At 62.6% G+C, this 20,394-nt stretch carries 15 protein-coding genes; all 15 read right to left on the reverse strand.

Annotation, left to right across the window (positions count from 1 at the left end):
- The 15 genes from M1D51_RS18995 to M1D51_RS19065 all read right to left on the reverse strand — a co-directional run bounded on the left by M1D51_RS18995 (position 1) and on the right by M1D51_RS19065 (position 20,390).
- A complete protein-coding gene (locus M1D51_RS18995) occupies positions 1-1,008 on the reverse strand; it encodes a LacI family DNA-binding transcriptional regulator (protein WP_458109619.1) in 1,008 nt (335 codons plus the stop codon).
- A gap of 81 nt (positions 1,009-1,089) precedes the next feature.
- Positions 1,090-2,373, reverse strand: a complete 1,284-nt coding sequence (gene mmsB, locus M1D51_RS19000) for a multiple monosaccharide ABC transporter permease (RefSeq protein ID WP_458107601.1) — start codon at positions 2,371-2,373, stop codon at positions 1,090-1,092.
- Positions 2,374-2,378: 5 nt separating this feature from the next.
- Positions 2,379-3,908: a multiple monosaccharide ABC transporter ATP-binding protein gene (mmsA, locus tag M1D51_RS19005; protein ID WP_172323737.1), complete on the reverse strand. Its 1,530-nt coding sequence runs from the start codon at positions 3,906-3,908 to the stop codon at positions 2,379-2,381.
- A gap of 127 nt (positions 3,909-4,035) precedes the next feature.
- Positions 4,036-5,160: a multiple monosaccharide ABC transporter substrate-binding protein gene (gene chvE, locus M1D51_RS19010; protein ID WP_458107602.1), complete on the reverse strand. Its 1,125-nt coding sequence runs from the start codon at positions 5,158-5,160 to the stop codon at positions 4,036-4,038.
- Positions 5,161-5,503: 343 nt separating this feature from the next.
- Positions 5,504-7,789 (reverse strand): gluconokinase, GntK/IdnK-type, encoded by a 2,286-nt coding sequence (locus tag M1D51_RS19015; protein WP_458107603.1) that lies wholly within the window; start codon positions 7,787-7,789, stop codon positions 5,504-5,506.
- A gap of 7 nt (positions 7,790-7,796) precedes the next feature.
- Positions 7,797-9,026: a D-mannonate dehydratase ManD gene (gene manD / locus M1D51_RS19020; protein WP_172323734.1), complete on the reverse strand. Its 1,230-nt coding sequence runs from the start codon at positions 9,024-9,026 to the stop codon at positions 7,797-7,799.
- Between the two features lie 35 nt (positions 9,027-9,061).
- The gene (locus M1D51_RS19025) at positions 9,062-10,432 is read right to left on the reverse strand and encodes a mannitol dehydrogenase family protein (protein WP_458107604.1); all 1,371 of its coding nucleotides are present in this window, start codon (positions 10,430-10,432) and stop codon (positions 9,062-9,064) included.
- Positions 10,429-11,835 (reverse strand): glucuronate isomerase, encoded by a 1,407-nt coding sequence (gene uxaC, locus M1D51_RS19030; RefSeq protein WP_458107605.1) that lies wholly within the window; start codon positions 11,833-11,835, stop codon positions 10,429-10,431. Before uxaC ends, M1D51_RS19025 begins: the two co-directional genes overlap by 4 nt.
- Before the next feature lie 100 nt (positions 11,836-11,935).
- A complete protein-coding gene (locus M1D51_RS19035; protein WP_458107606.1) occupies positions 11,936-12,982 on the reverse strand; it encodes a LacI family DNA-binding transcriptional regulator in 1,047 nt (348 codons plus the stop codon).
- Positions 12,983-13,058: 76 nt separating this feature from the next.
- Complete coding sequence (locus M1D51_RS19040; protein WP_458107607.1) at positions 13,059-14,225, reverse strand: Gfo/Idh/MocA family protein; 1,167 nt, start codon at positions 14,223-14,225, stop codon at positions 13,059-13,061.
- Positions 14,226-14,246: 21 nt separating this feature from the next.
- On the reverse strand, positions 14,247-15,107 hold the full coding sequence (locus tag M1D51_RS19045) for a sugar phosphate isomerase/epimerase family protein (protein WP_458107608.1): 861 nt from the start codon (positions 15,105-15,107) through the stop codon (positions 14,247-14,249).
- A 62-nt stretch (positions 15,108-15,169) separates the two neighbouring features.
- Positions 15,170-16,045 carry an ATP-binding cassette domain-containing protein gene (locus tag M1D51_RS19050; RefSeq protein ID WP_458107609.1) on the reverse strand — a complete coding sequence of 292 codons (876 nt, stop codon included), beginning with the start codon at positions 16,043-16,045 and terminating at the stop codon, positions 15,170-15,172.
- Positions 16,042-17,907 (reverse strand): dipeptide/oligopeptide/nickel ABC transporter permease/ATP-binding protein, encoded by a 1,866-nt coding sequence (locus M1D51_RS19055; protein WP_458107610.1) that lies wholly within the window; start codon positions 17,905-17,907, stop codon positions 16,042-16,044. Before M1D51_RS19055 ends, M1D51_RS19050 begins: the two co-directional genes overlap by 4 nt.
- Positions 17,904-18,845 carry an ABC transporter permease gene (locus M1D51_RS19060; protein ID WP_172326251.1) on the reverse strand — a complete coding sequence of 314 codons (942 nt, stop codon included), beginning with the start codon at positions 18,843-18,845 and terminating at the stop codon, positions 17,904-17,906. Before M1D51_RS19060 ends, M1D51_RS19055 begins: the two co-directional genes overlap by 4 nt.
- 6 nt (positions 18,846-18,851) lie before the next feature.
- Entirely contained in the window at positions 18,852-20,390 is a 1,539-nt protein-coding gene (locus M1D51_RS19065) for an ABC transporter substrate-binding protein (RefSeq protein WP_172326253.1), read from the reverse strand.
- Positions 20,391-20,394: the final 4 nt, after the last annotated feature.

The following is a 20,394-nucleotide window of genomic DNA, read 5'->3' on the forward strand; positions in this document are numbered from 1 at the left end:
CTAGTTTAGTGGGAACGGAGCCTCGTCAAGGGCAGGGGCGGCCGTGGTGGAGCGGATCACCAGGCGCGGGTTGACCATCTGTTCCCCGTTCCCTCCGTCTCCGTCCAATTGCTGCAGCACCGCTTCCATGCAGCGGCGTCCCAGTTCTTCGAAATCCTGCTTGATGGTGGTCAGCGGCGGCATGAAGAACTCCGCTTCCGGCTGATCGTCGTATCCCACCACGCTGATGTCGCCGGGCACGTGACGTCCTGCTTCCTGGACGGCCCGGAGGACGCCCACGGCCATTTGGTCGTTGGCGACGAAGACGGCGGTGATGGCGCTGTGCTGCAGGAGATCGAGTCCGGCGCGATACCCGGAAGCGGCATCCCAGCCACCTTCCAGGAGGACTTCGGCATCCAGACCGGCCGCGCGCAGTGCTTCCTGCCAGCCCTTGATGCGCTCCGCGGCATCAATCCAGTGCGGCGGGCCGGAAATGTGCGCAATCCTGCGGTGCCCCAGTCCGATCAGGTGTTCAACGGCCAGGCGGGCTCCCATTCGTTGATCAAGGGAAGCGCCCGTCAGTTGGTTTCCGGCGCCCGCACCCACTGCAACGATCGGCACGGGTACCGAAACATCGCCCAAGACGGCCAGGACATCAGGGTGCGGTACCAGGATGACGATGCCGTCCACTGACTGGTTGCGGAAATGCGCAACGGCATCGTTGATGCTGTGACCGGTTACTTCCCGGAGATTGGCGATGCTGACGAAGTACCCCGCTTCCCGGCCTGCCTGTTCGACGCCCAGAAGCGTGTTTGCCGGACCGAACTGGCCCGTTTCACAGGCGAGGACGCCGATGGTCCGCGAACGCCGGGTCACCAGGCTGCGGGCTGCGGTGTTTCGTCTGTAGCCAAGGTGGGCGATGGCCGATTCCACCCGTTCCCTGGTTTTTCCGCTGACATTTGGATGGTTGTTCAGGACGCGGGAAACAGTTTGGTGCGACACTCCGGCCATCTTCGCGACGTCGCCCATGACGGGAGGCCGGGCCGGCGGGGCCCCGGACAATGCCCGGGACCCCGCTGGAGGCGGATGTTCGCCGCGTGCCATGCATTCCTACTTAGCGTCCACGCCCACGGGCGCAGCCGTGGGGGCAGGGGCCGACTCGGTGGCCGGAGGCGTGGTCTTCCATTTGAAGCGCCGACCCATGGAGGATCCGCCACCGGCACCGGTCCGGTTCTTGTTGAAGATGTCGAACCCGACGGCGAGCAAGAGCACCAGCCCCTTGATGAGCTGCTGGTAGTCCGTACCCAGGCCAAGGATGGACATGCCGTTGTTCAGGACGCCCATGATCAGGCCGCCGATCATGGCACCGGCAACTGTTCCGATGCCGCCCTGGACCGCGGCGCCACCGATGAAGGCAGCTGCAATGGAGTCGAGTTCGAAGCCGGTACCACCAGCGGGCTGGGCCGAGTTCAGGCGGGCCGTGAAGACCAGCCCGGCCAGGGCAGCGAGGACACCCATGTTGACGAACAGTCGGAAGGTGACCTTTTTGGTCTTGATGCCGGAGAGCTCGGCTGCGTGGAGGTTGCCACCGATCGCATAGGTGTGGCGGCCAAAGATGCTGTTGTTCATCAGCGCCGAGTAGACGATCACCAGGACAGCCAGGACGATCAGGACAATCGGGGTGCCACGGTAGCTGGCCAGGAGGAAGGTGATGATGAGCATCAGTACAGCGATGAAGCCGTTCTTGACGGCGAACCAGGCCATCGGCTCATTCTCGAGGTTGAACTTGCGGCGTACCCGGCGTTCTTTCAATGCCTGGAAAAGGATGGCTGCAGTGCCGCCAACGCCGAGGATGACCGTCAGCCACTCCAGCACGGAGGTACCTCCGGAAATGTCCGGGAGGAAGCCGCCGCCCAAGGCACGGAGCTCGTTCGGGAACGGGGTGATCTGCTGGTTCTTGAGGGTAATGAGGGTCAAGCCGCGGAAGATCAACATGCCGGCAAGGGTGACGATGAAGGCCGGGATGCCCACGTAGGCAATCCAGTAACCTTGCCACGCTCCCACCAAAGCACCCACCAGGAGGCAGGCGGGGATGGCGAGCCACCACGCCCATCCCCAATGGACGATCATCACGCCTGCTACGGCGCCGATGAAGCCGGCAATGGAGCCGACGGAAAGGTCAATGTGGCCGGCGATGATGACCATCACCATGCCGATGGCGAGGATCAGGATGTAGCTGTTCTGGACCACGAGGTTGGTGACGTTCTGCGGCTGCAGCAGGATGCCATCGGTCAGGACCTGGAAGAGGATGACGATCAGGATCAGGGCGACGAAGATGCCAACCTGGCGGAGGCGGCTTGTGAGGAAGCCAAGGGATTCTCGTAGGGCGGACATGTTCGCTATTCCTTCTCTTTGGTCATGTAGTGCATGAGGGTTTCCTGGGTGGCTTCGGCTATGGGAACTTCGCCGGTGATGTGGCCCGCTGACAGGGTGTAGATCCTGTCGCAGATGCCCAGGAGCTCCGGAAGCTCTGAGGAGATCACAATGACTGCTTTCCCCGCAGCTGCGAGCTCGGCAATGATCGTGTAGATCTCGAACTTGGCGCCGACGTCGATTCCACGGGTGGGCTCGTCCAGGATGAGGACGTCAGGGTCCGAGAACATCCATTTGCTCAGCACCACTTTTTGCTGGTTTCCACCGGAGAGCTTGCCGGTGATGGCAGCAACGGACGGCGCTTTGATGTTCATGCTCTTGCGGTAGTGGTTGGCTACGGTGGTTTCTTTGTTGCCGTCCACCCAGCCCCGTTTGGCCAGCTTGTTCAGTGCGGCCATGGAGATGTTCCGTTTGATGTCTTCGATCAGGTTCAGGCCGTAGTGCTTCCGGTCCTCGGTGGCGTAGGCAATGCCGTGTTCGATCGCGTCGGAGACTGTTGAGGTGTTGATTTCCTGGCCGTATTTGTAGACCTTCCCGGAAACCGCCCGCCCGTACGTCCGGCCGAAGACGCTCATGGCGAGCTCGGTCCGGCCGGCCCCCATCAGCCCGGCCAGGCCAACCACTTCACCCTTGCGGACGTTGAGGCTGGCGTTGTTGACCACCATGCGGGAATGGTCCTGGGGGTGCTGGACGGTCCAGTCCTCGATGCGGAGGACTTCCTCGCCGATGTTCGGCGTCCGGTCCGGATAGAGGCTTTCCAGGTCCCGCCCCACCATTCCGCGGATGATGCGTTCCTGGGTGATCTGGCCTTGGTCCAGCCGCAGGGTCTCAATGGACTTGCCATCGCGGATGATGGTGACGGCGTCGGCCACTTTGCGGATCTCGTTGAGTTTGTGGCTGATGATGATGCTGGTGACGCCCTGGCCTTTGAGGTGCAGGATGAGGTCCAGCAAGTGGTCCGAGTCTTCATCGTTGAGCGCCGCAGTGGGCTCATCGAGGATCAGGAGCTTCACTTCCTTGGACAATGCCTTGGCGATCTCCACCAGCTGCTGCTTGCCCACGCTGATGTGCTGGATGGGGGTGACCGGGTTTTCACTGAGGCCCACGCGGGCCAGCAGTTTGGCAGCTTCCAGGTTGGTTTTCCGCCAGTCCACCCAGCCGTTCTTGGCCAGTTCATTGCCGAGGTAGATGTTCTCGGCGATGGACAGGTACGGGCTCAGTGCCAGTTCCTGGTGGATGATCACGATGCCGCGCTTTTCGCTGTCCGTGATGCTCGAAAACTCGCAGGGCTCGTTCTCGAAGAGGATGTCGCCGTCGAAAGTGTTGTGGGCGTAAACGCCGGACAGCACCTTCATCAAGGTGGACTTCCCGGCGCCGTTCTCACCACAAATGGCGTGAACCTCACCTCGGTTGACGTCCAGGGTGACGTCCTGCAGGGCTTTTACCCCGGGGAAGGTCTTAGTGATTCCTCGCATTTGAAGAATGGGTACGTTCATCGTCAATTCCCGCTGACTGGTTGGAACTTGGCCGGGCCGAGGACTCGACAGGCTCTAAGGGAGGCTGTGGCCCCGCCGCGCTGCACATTCAGCACAAGACGGCGGGGCCACAGGCCGGGAAGGGTAATTACTTGACGTCGGCTTCGGTGTAGTAGCCGGAGTCGATGAGTTCCTTCTGGAAGTTGTCCTTGGTGATGATGACGGACTTCAGGAGGAACGCCGGGACAACCTTGACCTTGTTGTTGTAGGTCTTGGTGTCATTGGTTTCCGGCTCGGTGCCCTTGAGGACGGCGTCTACCATCTTGACGGCCTGCGCGCCGAGCTGGCGGGTGTCCTTGAAGATGGTGGAGTACTGCTCGCCGGCGATGATGGACTTCACGGAGCCCTTTTCGGCGTCCTGGCCGGTGACCACGGGAAGGCTTCCGGTGGAGTAGCCGCCGGTGCTGGTCAGGGCGGAGATGATGCCGATGGACAGTCCGTCGTACGGGGACAGGACGCCGTCCAGCTTGGTGCCTGAGCTGTAGGCCGAGGTGAGGATGTCTTCCATGCGCTTCTGGGCTACGGGTGCCTGCCAGCGAAGAATGGCTGCCTGCTCAAACTTGGTCTGGCCGCTGGGTACCTTCAGGGTCCCTGCATCCAGGTACGGCTTGAGGGTGTCCATGGCGCCGGTCCAGAAGAAGTTGGCGTTGTTGTCATCCGGGCTACCGGCGAACAATTCAACGTTGAACGGGCCCTTGCCTTCAACCTTCTTGCCGCTGGCATCAACAAGGCCCAGGCCGGTCAGCAGCGAGGTGGCCTGCTGGACACCCACGGTGTAGTTATCGAACGTGGTGTAGTAATCCACGTTCGGCGTTCCGTTGATGAGTCGGTCATAAGCGATGACCTTGACGTTCTGCTCCTTGGCCTTGGCCAGGACATCGGTCAGGGTGGTGCCGTCAATCGCCGCGATGATCAGGGCCTTTGCGCCCTTGGTCAGCATGTTCTCAATCTGGGAAACCTGCGTGGGAATGTCATCGTTGGCGAACTGGAGGTCGGTCTTGTACCCCAGGTCCTTCAGCGACTTCTCAACGTTGGCGCCATCTGCGATCCAGCGTTCGGACGTCTGGGTGGGCATCGAAATGCCCACCAGGGAATCGCTGGGATTGGCGCTGCTGGTGGATTCAGCAGTGCCACCGCGGGTGCCGCAGCCTGTTGCTCCCACCGTTAGGGTCAGGACAACCGCAACGGCGCCCAGGAGTTTCTTCAATCTCACGATGCTCTCCTTCCGCGGCAGCATTGCCGCGAACTCTGATGCAGCCGGAGCATCTGCGCGTCCGGCACGGTAAAGCTGGATGTGGCCTGCGTGCTGGGGGCGGCACAAGCCATTGAAAAGGTATTGCGAATGCCATTGTGAACGCTAACATTACCGTTGGTCAAGTGCCGTGGATCACGAAATGGTTGCAGACTTCCAGCACCCTTGAGGCTATTGACTTGAAACGTTGTTAGCGTTCACAATTGGCGCTCCAGCCCGGAAGCGCGGAGGCCCGGAGGCCCGGATGCAGGAAAGAAGAAAAGCCCGGCACCGCTTGTAAGCGGTACCGGGCCAACGCCTCACATCAGAGGCGGGTGTCGAACGAATCGCAGAACACGTTCTGGTTGAACGTTCCCTGGAACTCTGATTCGCCCTGAATCTTCCGGATGGTTGCCCGGATGGCCTCCCGCGTTGCTGCGTGCGCGTGAATGGCGGTCTTGACCATGGGCACGTCAATCAAGTGGTTCGGCTGGTTCAAGGAGACGAACACCGTGGGAACCTCCGTGGCGTACCAAGGGATCTCGGCAGCCATGGGTGAGGACCACTTGATCCGAATGGCAGCCTCCTGCGCAAAACCCTTCACGTTGGCGAAGATGAACGCGGCATCGTAACGCTCCGCATAATCGCCGGTGGCTTCCTCGGACACAACCCGCATGAAGTTCACGCCGGTCTCCCCCGCGGCTTCGCGCTGATCGGCGGTCCTGAACACGCTGACCTGGAAACCTGCCGCTTCCAGCTCTTCCCGGACAGTGTCCAGGTAGGCCAGAGGATCCGCACGGGTGAAGTCGGCGCCGCCCGAGATGCCGTAGAGACGGATCCGCGGATGGGTCTGAGGCGTGATCGGCAGGTTGTTGGCGGTGTCCTTGACCAGCGTCACGGTCTTGTCGGCGATCTCCGCGGCAATAGCCCGGTGAGCCTCGCTGCCAATAACAGCCAAGGCCTCAGGCGCCGGAACCAACGATTCCCGGGAAGCCAGATGCAGCCCCAGGCTCGCCTTCAGTCCAAGAATCCGTCGCAGGGCATCCTGCAAACGTCCCTCACTGATGATCCCGGACTTGTAGCCATCCAGCATGTAGCCGAAGTCCTCCTCCGGGTTCCGGAAGAACAGGAACATATCGCAACCGGCCGCAATAGTCGCAGGCACCAGGTCGCGCCGCTTCATCGCCTGCGTGAGGCCCACCATCAGCGAAGCATCGGTGAGGACCAGCCCGTTGAAACCGAGTTCGCCACGCAGCATATCCTGCAACAACTCAGGCGCCAGCGTCGCGGGGCGAATCTCAGCATCCGTCAAACCCGGCCGGAAGTGCCGGGAGACCTCAGGAGCGCCGATGTGGCCCACCATGATGGACTGCACGCCGTGCCCGATCATTTCGCGGTACACGTGCCCGTAGCTGGCATTCCATTGGTCATAGCCAAGGGTGTTGTAGGAGGTCACCACATGTTGGTCGCGCTCATCAATGCCGTCACCGGGAAAGTGCTTCATGGCGCAGACCGTGGGGGATTCACTGATGCCGTCGAAGTACTCCTTGGCCCGTTCCACCACGATCTCCGGAGTGTTGCCGAAGGCCCGCGTGGAGATGACCGTGTTCCGCCAGTTGTAGTGGATGTCCACGATCGGCGCGAAGGCCCAGTTGCAGCCCAAGGCTGCCGTTTCGACGCCGGCCACCTGGCCCATCTGCCGCGCAATGGACTTATCGGGATGCGAACCTGCCTGAAGATGCGTGGATACGAACGTGCCGTCGTCGCAGCTCCCTGCACCACCCATCTCGGGATTGGACGCGATCAGCAGCGGAATCCGGGTTTTGGACTGCGCGTAACGGATGTGTTCCTGCACTGCCGCTGAGGGGCCGGGGCGGTAGCGCATGCCACCCACATGGAAGTTCTCCAGTATGCCGTCCAGGTACGCCGGGGAGTAGTCATTGTTGTGGTTGATGAACAGCTGGCCGATTTTCTCTTCCAACGTCATGGAGCCAAGGGTGCTTTCCACCCACTCCACAGCGGCGTCATCAAGGTTGTATGGAGCCGCTTTGAGATCCACAAGGAACGCTCCATCGGGCGCCTGGGCTGAGCCGTTCAAACCTGCGAGCGCTTCCTTCACGATCTCCTCCACGGACTGTGCGATGTCCACAACAATCCCGGCTTCGTCATCCTCGAGCGGTTCCAGCGTAGCCAGTTGGGAGTCCAGCAACGAGGCAGGCATGAAGTGCCCGGGCCGGGCAGTCATGCGCGCGTTCAGCAGCTCGTGGGTGCCGTGCAGGTGCACGAACACCACAGACGGATCGGCGCTGCGGATGATGTCCCGGTACGAGCGCTTGAGCGCGCTGCACGCGATGACAAGAGCAGAGTTCGACGCCGGGAACCGCCTGCCGATTTCAGCCAGCCACGGTGCGCGGTCGTCGTCGTTGAGCGGAGTACCTGAGGCCATCTTGTCGATGTTCGCCTGCGGGTGCAGCGAATCGCCGTCGAGAAATCCAGCGCCGAGGCGTTCGGCGAGGGCGGCACCAACAGTGCTCTTGCCGCAACCGGCCACGCCCATCACCACGATGTGGTGACGGGGCGCAACTCCAGCGGCAGCAGTCTCACCAGTCATGGCAGCCTCACCAATCATGAACAGTGCCGTCCACGAGGCGGTTGTAGGGCAGGTAGGCCTGTTGGTACGGGTAGGCTGCGGCTGCTTCTTCGTTGAATTCGACGCCGATGCCGGGGTTGTCGCCCGGGTGCAGGTAGCCGTCCTTGAACGTCATGGACTGTTCGAAGACCTCGTTGGTCTTGTCCGAGTGCTGCATGTATTCCTGGATGCCGTAGTTGTGGATGGCCAGGCCTACGTGCAGCTGGGCGGCGAAGCCCACGGGGGAGATGTCCGTGGGGCCGTGGAAGCCGGACTTGATCTGGTACTGGGCGGCGAAGTCCATGACTTTCTTCAGCGGTGAGATGCCGCCGAAGTGGGTGGAGGCTGCACGGACGTAGTCGATCAGCTGTTCCTTGATGAGGGTCTGGAAGTCGAACACGGTGTTGAAGATTTCGCCGATGGCCAGCGGGGTGGTGGTGTGCTGGCGGACCAGTCGCAGGCCTTCCTGGTTCTCGGCCGGGGTGCAGTCTTCAAGCCAGAAGAGGTCGTACGGTTCCAGTGCCTTGCCCAGCTTGGCGGCCTGGATGGGCGTCATGCGGTGGTGGCCATCATGCAGCAGCGGGATCTCGGGTCCGAATTCGTTGCGTACGGCTTCAAAGACGGTGGGCAGGTGGCGAAGGTAGGCGCGGGTGTCCCAGTCTTCTTCCAGCGGGAAGTTGCCGCGGCCTGCGGGCTCGTAGTCGTATCGTTCGCCCGAGGCCTGAGCCTGGGCGGCCACGCCATAGACAGCCTTGATGCCGGGGACCGCGGTCTGGATGCGGATGGACTTGTAGCCCAGCTCCAGGTGCTCCCGCACGGAGTCGAACAAGGACGGAATGTCGGCGCCGGACGCGTGGCCGTAAGCGCGCAGCCCGTTCCGGGAAGCGCCGCCCAGGAGTTGGTAGACCGGCATCCCGGCCACCTTGCCCTTGATGTCCCACAACGCCATGTCGACGGCGGCAATGGCGGCCATGGTGACCGGGCCGCGGCGCCAGTAGGAGCTGCGGTACAGGAACTGCCAGGTGTCCTCGATCCGGTGCGGATCCTTGCCGATCAGCAGTTGTGCCACGTGTTCTTTGAGGTACGCGGCGACGGCGAGTTCACGGCCGTTGAGGGTCGCGTCACCGATGCCTGTCACACCGTCCTCCGTGGTGATGCGCAGAGTGACGAAGTTACGGGACGGGCTGGTCACAAAGACTTCAGCGGCAATGATTTTCACAGCTTTCCTTTCGGGATGTGGCTGGTGGTTAGGTGTTAGTTCGGATTGCCGCTGGTGGCAACCGATTGCATGCGCGGTGCGAATGCTTGGCTGAGGCGATGGACCAGCTCCACTACGGAGGGGTCCCCCGCGAGCTCGGGATTCAACAGGGACACCAGGGCAGCGATACGGTCAAGGCCGGAAAGCTGGTTGGCTGCAGCCACGGCCTCGGACCGTGGGTCCTGCGATCCCGGATTCGACTGCTCGAAAGCGGCCCACACGGCGATCATCCGGGCTGCGGCTTCACCACTCCGGCCGGCCTCACGCTCAGCCCGGAGTACGGGGATGGCCCGCATTCGCAGCTTGGTGCTGGCGTCCGTGGCAATCTGGGCCAAGTGGTGGGCGATCCGTGAATTGCCGAAGCGCTCCAATAGGGCCGCCCGGTATTCGGGGATGCGCAGATCCTCACCGGCCAGGTGCCTGGATGCCTCGTCCCAGAAGTCCTCCACAGCTTGCAGGCACACGCCATCAGCCAGGGCCTCGGCAACCGTGGTGTGTCCGCGCAGCTGGCCGGCGTAGGCAAGGATGGAGTGCGCACCGTTGAGAAGCCAGAGCTTGCGGTTTTCGTAGGGCTCTATGTGATCCACGAAAACCGCGCCGGCGTCCTCCCAACGGGGCCGCCCGGCAGGGAAGTCACCGCTGAGCACCCAGTTGCGGAACGGCTCGGCAACCACGGGCGCCTCATCCCGGTAGCCGCACTCGCGGGCCACCAGGGCAACGTCTTCAGGGGTGGTTCGCGGCGTAATCCGGTCAACGGAGGTGCTCACAAAGCTGACACTGGCGTCAATCCAGTCCGCCAGCCCGGCGTCGACTCCCCGCGCCAGTTCCACCACGGCTTTGCGCGCCACGTTGCCGTTGTCGGAGAGGTTGTCGCAGGACACCACGGCGAGGGGTCCGGCGTCGGCATCCCTGCGGGCGGCGAGGCCCAGGACCAAGCGGCCCAACGGCGTCGAGGGTTCCTGGCCGGCTGTAAGCAGCGGTACATCGCCGGCACCAAGGCCGTATGCCGCTTCCGTGATGGTCAGGGTGACCACAGCGGTCTGCGGCGCGGCGAGCAATTCCACCAGCCGGCCAACGTTGGCGCCATCCACGGCTTCGACGATGCTGCCAACAACCTCAAACGTGTCGCCTGAGTCGGATCGCTCCACCACGGTGAACAGTCCGTCCTGAGCGGCCAGGACATCGGCGGCGTCCGGGCGGCGTCCGGTGAAGGAGGCGATGCCCCACTCCCCCGCGTCGCCGGCGTGCTGGGTGAACCAGGCCTGATGCGAACGGTGGAAAGCGCCGAGACCCAGGTGCACAATGCGCACTGGCGCTTTGGGGTGCGGCGCAACGTCGCGGCCAAGGCGCGGAAGTTCGGCGGTCATAGCTTGAACACCCGCCGGGGCGAGGAATCGACGACGTCGAGAATCAGCTCGTGCGCGCGGTCTTCCGTCACGCGGTGCTCGGCTACGAGGCGCGCGAGGAAGGCGGCTTCGATCCTGCGCGAGGCGTCATGCCGCGCCGGGATGGAGCAGAAGGCCCGGGTGTCGTCAATGAACCCCGAGGAGCGCGAGAACCCGGCGGTTTCAGTGACGGCCGAACGGAAGCGCAGCATGGCATCCGGGGCATCGAGGAACCACCACGGTGCGCCGATGTAGACGGACGGGTAGAAGCCGGCCAGCGGCGCCAGTTCGCGGGAAAACACTGTCTCGTCGAGCGTGAAGAGCACCAAGTGGAAATCCTTGGCCGTGCCGAAGTCTTGAAGCAGCGGACGGACGGCCTCGGTGTAATTCACGGCGAACGGAATATCGTGGCCGGTGTCGGCCCCGAACGACTCGAAGGTGGGGCCGTGGTGGTTGCGGTAGGAGCCCGGGTGGATGGTCATCACCAAGCCGTCCTCCACGGACATCCTGGCCATCTGGTACATCATGTGGGCCTCGAACGCATCACGGTCAGCAGCCGTCGCTTTGCCGGAGCGCGCCCGTTCAAAGAGTGCCTCGGCTTCCCCGGCATCCAGTTTGAGGGTGGCAGGCGTGCGGACGCCGTGGTCTGCAGATACGGCGCCATGCTCCACGAAATAACGACGCCGGTTCTCAAGCGCCGCAATATAGCCCGCGTAGCCGGTGGCGCCGTCGGCAGCGGTCTCGATGAGCCGGTCAACATTGGCGCCCCAGCTGGGATGCGCCACGTTCAGGTAGGCGTCCGGGCGGAAGGTGGGCAGGACCCGGCCATTGAAACTTGGGTCCTCGGACAGGGCTTTGTGGCTGGCCAGGTTGTCCAGGGGATCGTCCGTGGTGGCCAGGACCTCGATGTTGAAGTCCTTGAAGAGCTGCCGCGGGCGGAAATCGGGTTCCACCAGCTTGGCGGCAATGGCGTCGTAGCTTGCATCGGCGGACAGCTCGCTAAGGTCGGCGCCGAGCTTGAAGACGTTGTCGAACTGCGTGCGCAGCCAGTATCCGGAGGCCGTTCCCTCGAAGAGCGGCCAGGCCTCCACGAAGGTCCGCCAGATCTCCCGGGAGTCCGGGGCGGAGGCGGTGCCGGCCAGCAGCTGATCCATCGGAACACCGTTGGCGTGGATCAGGCGGGTGACGTAGTGGTCCGGGCTAACAAGGAGCGCGGCGGGATCCGGGAACGGCGTGTTCTGCTCGATGACTGCGGCGTCAACGTGGCCGTGCGGGGAAATGATGGGCAGGTCCTGGACGCGCTCCAGCAAGGACCGCGCGATGCTGCGCGTCCCGGGATCTGCGGGCAGGAGCCGGTCAGGGTGTGCTGCGATGGACTGTGACATAGATCAATCTTGGCGGTCGGGTCCAACTTTTGTCAACCGGTTGCCAAAAATTGCCAAGTAGTTGCTGCATGGCTGTTCAGGGCAGCAGCTTAGGTGGGGACTATGCCAGCAGGCGGCCGCTGGAGCCGCGCACCACGAGTTCGGTTTCCACCCGGACGGCCTCATCGGGACCGTCATGACCTTGGAGCATGTCCAGCAGGATGGTCACGGCACGGGTGCCGCACTCCCCCAACGGCGAACGGACCGTGGTCAAGGCGGGGGTGGTGAAGTCGGCGCCAAAGATGTCATCGAAGCCCACAATGCTGATCTGGTCAGGGACCCGCATCCCGCCGGCCTGCAGTTCCTGCATCAAACCGATGGCCAGGAGGTCGTTGTAGGTGATCACCGCCGTTGCCCCGCTTTCCAGGACGTCGCGCGCAACCTGGCGTCCGCCGTCGACCGTTGGTTTGGACGACTCGAGCCGCACTGCTCCGAGCTTGGACCATTCCGCCGCGGCTTTGACGCCGTCCCAGCGGCGGGCCGTCATCCAGGACTGCTTGGGGCCGGCCACGTAGGCGAGCTTGTCGTGGCCATTGGCGGCAAGGCTTCGAACGGCTTCGCTGATGCCCTTGTTGACGTCCGGGACCACGCACGGGACGCCCTTGACCTCGCGGTTGATGACGGCTACGGGCTTGTCCGCGGCCAAGGCACGGATATGGTCGTCATCCATGCGCGGACTGGCAAGGATAAGTCCGTCCACCGTGCTCAGGAGCCGGCGGGCAGCGATCACTTCCGTTTCCGGCGACTCCGCGGATTCCGCCAGAACCAACGTGTAATCGCGGGCGGAACCTGTGGTTTCCGCCCCGCGGATGATGTCAAAGAAGGTGGGGTTGGTGATGTCCGCGACGATCAGGCCAATGGTCTGCGTCCGGCCGGTAGGCAGGGCGCGCGCGAAAGGGTTCACCTGGTAGTTCAGCTCTGCCGCAGCGTCCTCAATGATCTTCTGCGTCTTGGCACTGACCCGGCCGGGCTTGCTCAGGGCACGCGAGACAGTGGACGGGTTCACGCCCGCCAGCTTGGCGATGTCGTAGATCGTGGCAGAGGACTTCTCCCCCCGTCCGCGTTTGGTGGGGGCGGTTGCTGCTCCGGAACTCGTCACGTCAGTCACCGCTCCATCGTAGACTGCTTGGCAACAAAAACAGGCCGGTTGCCAAATAAATCAGCAACCGGCCCATGTGGCTTGCCTAGGCCCTCTCGGGGAACTTGCCCTCTTCGGCAATGCGCTTGTTCAATTCGTGCAGGAACTCATCCTCGTCAAAGTCCAGCGACACTTCCTTGCCGGTCCAAGCCGAGAGGTGGATGGCGTTGGCCAGGCGGACACCGTTGATGCCGTCGGAGCCTGGAGCCAGCAACGGGGTACCGTCCAGAATGTTGGCGGCAAAGTTCTCCAATACCCCCGCGTGCTGGCCGCCCCAGACGGACTCGAATTCAATGACTTCCGTGCTGTAGAGCTCTTCCCGGTTCAGCTGGCCCATGAAGAGCTTGCGGACATCGTCCATGCCCATCGAGTCGCTGATCTCCCGTTCCGGCTTGACCAGGCGGGTAACGGTGGCCACCTTGCTGTCCTCCACCACGATCTTGCCTTGGTCGCCCAGGATTTCGAACCGGTCGGTTCCCACGATGTCGTGGGTGGCTGTCACAAAAACGCCGGTGGCGCCGTCGCCATAATCAACCACGGCTGTCACTTCATCCTCGACGGCGATGTCACGGCGGAAGCCGAACGCCACCTTCGAGTACACGGACTTCGGGACGCCGCAGATCCACTGCCACAGATCCAGCTGGTGCGGAGCCTGGTTGACCAGCACACCGCCGCCCTCGCCGCCCCATGTGGCGCGCCATTCGCTGGAGTTGTAGTACCCCTGCGGACGCCACCAGTTGGTGATGATCCAGTTGGTGCGGCGAATGCTGCCGATCTCGCCGTTATCGACGATTTCCTTGAGCTTCTTGTACAGCGGGTTGTTGCGCTGGTTGAACATGATGCCGAAGGACAACTCAGGCTTGGAAGCGGCGAACTCGTTGAGTTCCTTGACCTGCTTGGTGTAAACGCCCGCGGGCTTCTCCACCAAGGCATGGATGTTGCGCTTGAGCGTTTCGATGGCCATTTCCGGGTGCAGGAAGTGCGGCACGCACGTGACGATCGCGTCCACGGAACCGCTCTCCAGCATCGCGATGTAGTCCTCAAAGAACGGGACACCCGGGTACTGGGAGGCTGCGAGTTCCTTCTTGGCAGGATCGACGTCGCAAATGGCGGCAATCTCCATATTCGGGACCAGCCCATCATTGATGAACCGGGCGTAGGCGCCGCCCTGCTGGCCCAGGCCGATGATGCCGAGGCGTACTTTTTTACTCATGGAAATCTCCTGTGTGGGAATCTAGAAAAGGTCGGCGTGGCCCATGGCCACCAGGTTGTCGTACGAGGTCTGGAGGGCATCCCACACAGTGCGTCCATACAGTTCGTCCTGCTCCACCAGGAGGTACTGCGCGCCTGCGGCGACGGCAGCAGGAATGATCGAGGGGAAGTCCAGGTTGCCTTCGCCCACTTCGGCGAATTGCACGACGTTCCGGAACTCGGCCATGAAACCGGCGAAATCGCCCTTTTCCAAGAGCCCGAAGGATGCTTCCGGCAGTTGGCCGATCCTGTAGTCCTTCAGGTGCACCATGGCAGTCTTGCCGGCATACTTTTCCAGGGTCCGCACAGGATCCAGGCCACCGCGCTGCACCCAATGGACGTCAATCTCCATGCCCATCGCCGGGGAGTTCTCCGCGATGATGTCCAGCATGTATTTGCCGTCGAACTTCGCGAACTCAATGTGGTGGTTGTGGTAGTAAAGGCTGATGCCCTGTTCCTGCAGCCGTTCCGCATAGCCGTTGGCTTGCTTGGCGAATTCAATCACTGAGTCCAGGGATTTCATGGCTCCGAAAGGAAGCATGCCGATCCGCAGCAAGGAGCTGTCCAGGCGCTTGGCGTCATCCACGATCTTGTCGAAGTTGTCCGCCAGTGATTCCACGGGCATGCCCTTGCGGCCTTCAATGTTGACCGACAGCGCCGCGATGTCCATTCCCAGTTCCGTGCGGGAACGGTCCAGTTCGTCCACGTTCTCGGGTGTCATGGGGATCTGGGAAATCTCGACGGCGTTATAGCCGATCGCGCTGACCTTGCGGAGCGTTTCGAACGCTCCAACATCAGCAAAACTGTCCTTCAGCATCATGGCTTGGACGCCTATTGTGGCCACTTTTTCCTCCGGGGTTGTTGGGCCCTACCGGACCCTGGGTCGCTAATGGGGTGCCGGGCCGTTCAGGCCACGGCACCTTGCTGTTCGATTTGGCTGTGTTGGCTTGCCAGCAAGCGGTGACGGTCTGCCCGGCGTTGTTCCTGCCGGTCAGGGTCCGGCACGGGCGAGGCCAGCAGGAGCCGCTGCGTGTAGGGGTGCTCCGGATCGCGAGTGACTACCTCTGCGGGCCCTTGCTCCACGATCTCGCCGTGGTACATGACGGCCACACGGTGGCTGATGTGCCGCACGACGTCGAGGTCGTGGGAAACGAACAGGTACGAAACGCCGGTGTCCTTCTGGATCTGCAGGAAGAGATCCAGCACGCGGGCCTGGGTTGAGAGGTCCAGCGCGCTGACCGGCTCGTCACAGACAATCAACTTCGGAGACAAGGCAAGCGCCCGGGCAATCGCGACGCGCTGGCGCTGGCCACCACTGAACTCGCGCGGCAGCCGGTGGATCGCATCGGTGGGCAGGCCCACCTGGTCCAGGAGTTCCTTGACACGCTTTTTCGCGGCGCCCGCCTCCATGCCCTGCACGCCCAGCGGCTCTGCAAGGATGTCACCGATTTCCAAGGCCGGGTTCAGCGAGGTGTACGGGTCCTGGAAAACTACTTGCAGGTCCCGGCTCAGCGTGCGGCGTTCCTTGCGCGAAGCGTTGCTGATGTCATTGCCCTCGAAGACCACCTTTCCGGCGGTGACGGGGGCCAGGCCCAGCACGGCCCGGCCGAGGGTGGTCTTGCCGGAACCGGACTCCCCCACCAAACCCAGGGTCTCCCCTTGGCCGATGGTGATGTTGATGTCCGTCAGCGCCCGGAAGGGCTTGGCCCGGAACCGCTTGCTGGGGTACTCCACCACCAGGTTCTCCACTGCGAGGAGCGGGGACTTGTCTGCGGCACTCATGCGACAGGCTCCTTGTCCTTGGATACAAGCATGGTCATGGGGGTCTTTCCTTCGAGCATGGAGCCCAGCAGGGTCTGCGTGTACGGCTCTTTCGGATTGCGGAGGATCTCGCGGACGGTCCCCTCTTCCACAAGCCGGCCGTTCTGCATGACAACTACCCGGTCACACAGATCGGCAACAACACCGAAGTTGTGGGTCACCAGGATCACGCCGATGTTCAGGCGTTGCTGCAACTCGCGGAGCAGATCCAGCACATCGGCCTGGACGGTGACGTCCAGCGCGGTGGTGGGTTCGTCAGCGATCACCAGGTCCGGTTCGCAACTGATGGCACCGGCGATCAGCACACGCTGGGCCATACCGCCGGAAACCTCATGCGGGTAGGCGTTGAAGGTGCGCTCCGGATTGTTAATGCCGACGTCGGTGAGCAGCTTGAGTGCACGCTGACGGGCTTCTGCCTTGGAGATTCCCAGGACGCGGACCATGGGCGTGACCAGTTGGTAGCCGATGGTGAAGGCCGGGTCCAGGTTGCTCATGGGTTCCTGCGGGATGTAGGAGATCCGTTTGCCGCGCAGTTTGGACAGCCGCTCCTGGCTGACACGGTCCTCGCCGGGAGCCACGGTGTAGTTGCCATCAAACTGTATGGAACCAGCCACGATCCGGGCGTTGTCCGGGAGCAGGCCCAGGATGGAGAACGCGGTCTGGGACTTGCCCGAACCCGATTCGCCCACGATCCCGAGGATTTCGCCGCGGTCCACGTGGAAGGAGACATCGTCCACTACTTTCTTGATGGAACCATCTGCCTGCGGATAGCCGACGCCGAGGTTGGTCACCTTGACCAGGTGGTGTTCGGTTCCGGCATCGACGGCGGCCACCGACTTCCGTGACTGGCGCGCCTTGGCGGGGTCCGGCGTCGTGCTTGCAGCAGTGACAACCTTCTTGCGGTGCTTGATCTTTTCACCGTCTTCCAGGGCGTCGCGGATGGCGTTGCCCAAAAGGACCAGTCCGCCGATGGTGAGCGCCATGGCCAGCGCGGGCCAGAGGAGCAGCATCGGGGTGAGGTAGACGTTCTTGAAGCCCTCGGAGAGCATGACGCCCCAGGTTGCCTTGGTGGGATCGCCCAAGCCAAGGAACTCAAGCCCGGACTGGATGGCGATGGCAACACCGGCAATTGCTGCGGTTTGGATGATGATGGGTGCGCGGACCACGGAGAAGATATGGCGGGCGATGATGCTGAGATCGGAAAGGCCGGAGACACGGGCGGCATCGACGTAAAGCTCGTTCCTGACCGACTGCACTGCGGTGCGGGTGAGCCGGAAGTAGGACGGGCTGATCAGGATGCCGAAAGCTATCATCGAGATCCACACCGACGGGCCGAACGCTGCGCGGATGGTCAGCAGGACGATCAGGCCGGGCAGGCTCATGAGGATGCTGACTACCCAGTTGGAGACGGCCTCGAACTTACCCGCGTAATACCCGGCGATCAGGCCTGCAGGGAGTCCGATTGCGATCGCCACACCGGCACACAACAGCGCGGACAACAAGGTCAGCTGGGCGCCGAAGAGCAGGCGGCTCCAGGTATCGCGGCCTGCACTGTCCGTGCCCATGATGTTGACGGAGTCCGGAGCGGCCAGGGTCTTGGAGATGTTGGCGAAGTTCTCTTCGAAGGGTGCGATCACGGGTGCGAGGATGGCCAAAACAGTGATGGTCAGCAGGATCGTCAGCGAGGCGATGCCCATGGGGTTCTTCAGGAGCCGGCGCATCACGGTGGAACGGACCACCGTGCCGCTCTGACCGGCCCCGGGCATCGCTGCGAGGCCCATGGAGTCTGCCGATACTGCTGTTGAATCTACGGAGTCGCTCATGAGACACGTACTTTCGGGTTGAGCCAACCATTGAGGATGTCCACCAGGAGGTTCACGACGATGACCACCACCACGGTGTACATCACCACTCCCATGACCACGGGAAGATCGGTTTGGGTCGTGGCAGTGACGGCCAGCGGACCCATGCCTGGCAGGGCGAAGATCTGCTCGATGATGACCACGCCGCCCAGCATGCCGATCAGTTGCAGGCTCAACACCGTCAGGCCCGCAGGTGCCGCGCTGCGAAGCACGTGCTTGAAGAGGATTTCGCGCTCCCCGATGCCGCGGCTGCGCAGCGTCCGGACGTAGTCACGCTCGAGCTGCTTGATCACGGCGCTGCGGATCTGCTGGGCACCACCGGTCACACCGTTGATCAGCAACGCGATCACCGGAAGCGTCATGGAATAGACCCAGGCCTCCGGGCCCACCCCCGGAGCGATGGTGCTGGTGGCGGGGAAGAAGCCCAGCTGGATGGCCAGGATGGTTACCAGGAAAACGCCGATCACGTACCCGGGGATGGAGTCCCCTACGATCGCGCCAACCTGCACCACCCTGTCCACCCAGCCGCGCTTGACGGCTGCGGCAACACCGATCAGTGCTGCGCAGATGGCGATCAGGATCATTGCGGTGAAGACCATGGTCATGGTCACCGGGATGCGGGTGGCCAGGGAGTTGGCCACCGGCTCCGATGTGAACCAGGAGGCTCCAAGATTGCCTGTCACGGCATCGCCCAACCAGGCGAAGTATCGGACGAACAGTGGCTGATCGAGTCCCAGTTCCTGTTCTTTCAGGGCAACCTGTTCAGGTGTTGCCTGATCCCCCAGGATGTTCTGGGCAATACTTCCGCTGGAGGTGTACAGCAGGGTGAAGGTGAGGACCGAGACGACGAACAACACCACCAGCCCGCTGCCCAGTCTTTTCGCAATGAACTTGATCATGGGGTCCTACTTGGCAGGCGAGTAGTTGTAGATGGACGGAACGGCCTGCTGGGCCTGCGGCGTGACGTTCACTTTGTCGTTGTGGTAGTACATCTGGTTCACGCGGAACAGCGGAGCGAACCAGGCTTGTTCCACCACATACTTGTTCACTTCCTGGGCCAACTTGCCGGCATCGGCACCACCGGAGCGTACGGCCGCGATCTTGGCCTCGAGCTCAGGAGTGGTGTTCTTGAAGGGGTTGTAGAGGGCCTTGGTGGAGACAATCTGGTCAATGGCCACCGTGGGCTCGCCTTGGAAGAGGTTGAAGAAGAGTGCGTGGTACTTCTGTGCCGCAACGTCCGCGGTGAAGGTGTTGGTGATTGCCGCGCCCGGGTTCAACGTGATTCCCACGTCCGCCAGCTGCTGCTTGAGCACGGAGATCAGCGTTTCAGCACCGGGAAGGGTGGGAACATCGATGCTGACCTTGCCCTCGAAGCCGGACTCCTTGAGGAGTTGCTTGGCCTTGCCGGGATCGTAGCTGTAGTAGTTCTCCAGCTCTTCAGTCCAGGCACCGCTGTCCTTGCCGAACGGCTGGGTGGTGGGTGTGCCCTGGCCCAGCATGACCTGCTCCAGGATGGTCTTGCGGTCAAAGGCGTGGTTGATGGCCTGGCGCACCTTGACGTTGGCCAAAGCCGGGTTCTTGGTTCCATCGCGGTCAAGGAGGAGCAAGCCGGACCAGTCAACCTGGTTGGTTTCAAGCTTCATCCTGGCGCCCTCGGCCTGCTTGCCGTTCTTGGGGTCAAGCAGCGTGGCGTCAATCTGGCCGGACACCAAGGCGTTGGTGCGGGCAGTGGGGTCAGTCAGGATCTTCAAGGTCAGCTTCTGGAACTTCTGCAGGTCCTTGTTCCAGTAGCCTTCGCGGGCCGTAAAGACCGTCTGCGAATCCTTCACGGAGGCTGCCTTGTCCATCACGTAGGGGCCGGAGCCCACCGGTACGGTCTTGATGGCATCCGTGCCGAGGGCTGCCGGGCTTCCCATCAGGCCAGCGGCCTGGCTCAGGAAGTATTCCAGCGCCGGCTCTGCAGCGGTGAGGTTGATGTCGATGGTGTCTGCATCCACCACGGCGATGTCAGAGACAGAACCCAGCTGGGCCATCTGCGGGCCGTTGGCCTTCTTGAAGTGGTCCAGGTTGGCCTTGGCGGCAGTGGCGTCGAACTTGGCACCGTCGCTGAAAGTGACGTCCGTGCGGAGGTCAACCGTGAGTTTGGTGTTGGCGTCGTTGTACTTCCACGCCGTGGCCAGCATCGGGCTGAGCTTGCCGTCCGGTTCGCGAAGAATCAGAGAGTCGTAAGCCGCCTGGTAGGGCTGGAGAGCGTGACCAACATGTGCCTGTGCCGGATCCCAGGAAGTGATGTCCCGGAGGGTACCCAACGTCAGTGCCGTAACGGTCTTGCTGCCGCCGGTTGAACCGGTTCCAGCGCCGGCACCGCCGCCGCCACACGCGGTGAGCGCCAGGGAGGCGCTGAGAACGATGGCAGCTGCTGCCGCCTTGGGACCTAACTTCATTGTC

It is taken from the genome of Arthrobacter sp. R3-55, assembly GCF_054161505.1.

Coding starts and splice junctions, on each gene's coding strand:
- M1D51_RS18995 (WP_458109619.1), bottom strand. CDS start 1,008: ATGGGCGACGTCGCGAAGATGGCCGGAGTGTCGCACCAAACTGTTTCC.
- mmsB (WP_458107601.1), bottom strand. CDS start 2,373: ATGTCCGCCCTACGAGAATCCCTTGGCTTCCTCACAAGCCGCCTCCGC.
- mmsA (WP_172323737.1), bottom strand. CDS start 3,908: ATGAACGTACCCATTCTTCAAATGCGAGGAATCACTAAGACCTTCCCC.
- M1D51_RS19015 (WP_458107603.1), bottom strand. CDS start 7,789: ATGACTGGTGAGACTGCTGCCGCTGGAGTTGCGCCCCGTCACCACATC.
- M1D51_RS19025 (WP_458107604.1), bottom strand. CDS start 10,432: ATGACCGCCGAACTTCCGCGCCTTGGCCGCGACGTTGCGCCGCACCCC.
- uxaC (WP_458107605.1), bottom strand. CDS start 11,835: ATGTCACAGTCCATCGCAGCACACCCTGACCGGCTCCTGCCCGCAGAT.
- M1D51_RS19040 (WP_458107607.1), bottom strand. CDS start 14,225: ATGAGTAAAAAAGTACGCCTCGGCATCATCGGCCTGGGCCAGCAGGGC.
- M1D51_RS19050 (WP_458107609.1), bottom strand. CDS start 16,045: ATGAGTGCCGCAGACAAGTCCCCGCTCCTCGCAGTGGAGAACCTGGTG.
- M1D51_RS19055 (WP_458107610.1), bottom strand. CDS start 17,907: ATGAGCGACTCCGTAGATTCAACAGCAGTATCGGCAGACTCCATGGGC.
- M1D51_RS19060 (WP_172326251.1), bottom strand. CDS start 18,845: ATGATCAAGTTCATTGCGAAAAGACTGGGCAGCGGGCTGGTGGTGTTG.
- M1D51_RS19065 (WP_172326253.1), bottom strand. CDS start 20,390: ATGAAGTTAGGTCCCAAGGCGGCAGCAGCTGCCATCGTTCTCAGCGCC.